Source organism: Streptomyces sp. NPDC002130 (assembly GCF_040296465.1).
In the GTDB taxonomy this organism is placed as follows: domain Bacteria; phylum Actinomycetota; class Actinomycetes; order Streptomycetales; family Streptomycetaceae; genus Streptomyces.
The window spans coordinates 1-1,769 of sequence record NZ_JBEOXI010000665.1; the positions used below are offsets into that span (position 1 = coordinate 1).

At 61.1% G+C, this 1,769-nt stretch carries 1 protein-coding gene; it reads right to left on the bottom strand.

The annotated features are described in order from the left end of the window. Positions 1-70: 70 nt before the first annotated feature. Positions 71-1,603, bottom strand: a complete 1,533-nt coding sequence (locus ABT116_RS44215) for an ATPase, T2SS/T4P/T4SS family (protein ID WP_351646508.1) — start codon at positions 1,601-1,603, stop codon at positions 71-73. Positions 1,604-1,769: the final 166 nt, after the last annotated feature.

The window sequence follows — 1,769 nt, forward strand, 5'->3', positions numbered from 1 at the left end:
CCCACGACGAGGCAGCCGACTCCTGCGCAGAGCAGCAGGACGAGGAAGACGCCGATTTGTTGGTACATGATCATGCAGCTCCTTCGTCGTCGAACAGATCGCGTTCTTCGTCGAAACTCCGAAGAGTGCCGGGAGGGAGGTCCACTTTCTTGAATCCGCCGGCGAGGAGCTTGCGTAGCATCGGCTGCGGGATGCTGCCGAATACGCCTGTGCCGTCGGAGTATCCGCGGTAGATGTTGGAAAAGCTGGGTAGCTTGTCGGTGTCGCCAGGTTCGACGTAGACGACTTCGGAGACGTATCGGACTGCGGTTGTGGTGCCTTCGCGGCTGACCCTGACCTTCGTCGCCAGCTGAACGATCACGTCGACGTGTTCGGCGAGTTGCCGCTCGATGTATTCCGCTGACGCGTTCATCGGCGGCTCTTGGGCGAGGTTGGCGAGTCGGTCGATGACACCGCGTGCGGTGTAAGCGTGGGTGGTGAAAATTCCGCCATTGGCCGTTTGGAGGGCCTTGACCAGAGCGAGGATCTCGAGGCCTGCGATTTCACCGACTACGAGGAAGTCGAGTCCCTGGCGGACGAACTCGTAGAGAATTGCGCTCAGACTGAAGCCGCCGGCGAGTTGTCCGTCTGCGCCGCGTTCACCGCCGCCCATGATCATTTCTGCATCGACGATGAAGTCTCGACGGCCTGGGAGTTCGTCGAGAAAGAGTTCTCGTTCGGTTTCGGCGACTCCGATTCGTGTCTGGATGGGGAGTGCGTTGGCCAGGGCGCGGGCGAATGTCGTTTTGCCGTAGCCCATTCCGCCGCCGACTCCGGTCGATGCTCTTCCTCGGATGGCGCACCCGAGCATGTGTGCAAGTTCTGGGGGCATCATGAGGTGGTCGAGTGAGAGTTGTTCGAGGGTGATGTTGGTCAGGCGGTGGATGCGGATTGCGACAGAGGGCCGGATGGTGGTGTATCCGAGGACCGAAAGTCGGTGGTTGCCTTGCATGTTGAGCCGGAGGGAGGGATTGATCCTGGAGAAGGGCCTGCCGCCGTTGTCGGCTCTGGATGCGAGCAGACTCATCCATTCGAGGAGTTCGTCGCTGCTGTCGACGACGGAGTCTCTGGATTCGTAGTGTCCGTCGGGGTATTTGACGTACACGGCGTCGCCGTTGAGGTAGATATCTGTTATGTCGGGTTCTTCGACGAGGTCTTGCAGGGGTCCGAGGCGGAACTGTGCGTCGAAGATCGCCTTGATGAGGGCGTGTTCCTGGTTGAGATCGAAGGTTTCGCCTCCGGACCGGATCGTTTGTTGGACGTGGTTTTTCACCAGCCGGGTGATTGTTTCTCGCCCGTATTCGCGTTCTTCGTCTGCGGTGAAGGGAGCGACGATTTTCGTGTTCTTCGGATCGTTGAGCTCTCGGTCACGCTTGGTGCGGTGTTCGCGCAGCAGCTCGGCCGCTTCTCGCTGCAGGGTGCGGACGAGTTTTCGGTCGACTGGGATCTTCGGGGCCGCACTCCGCTGCGACTGTACGACCTCACCAGGGGCATTGTGCCGCGGCGCTGGCGGTAGGTCGTGAAGGTTGTTGGTGCGGAAGAAATCAGCGGTCTCTGCCGGCACCGGCACCACTGGTTCGGGGGCAGTCTGGGGCTGATCGGCGATTGGAAGCGTCGAGGAGAAGAACGGGAGATCCGCACGACTTCCACGGCGCGAAGTTCTACCGCGAACTCGCCGCCACCGACGTCTCGGTGACCTTCCTGGACGCCGTGTCCGCCCGCTTCCCCGA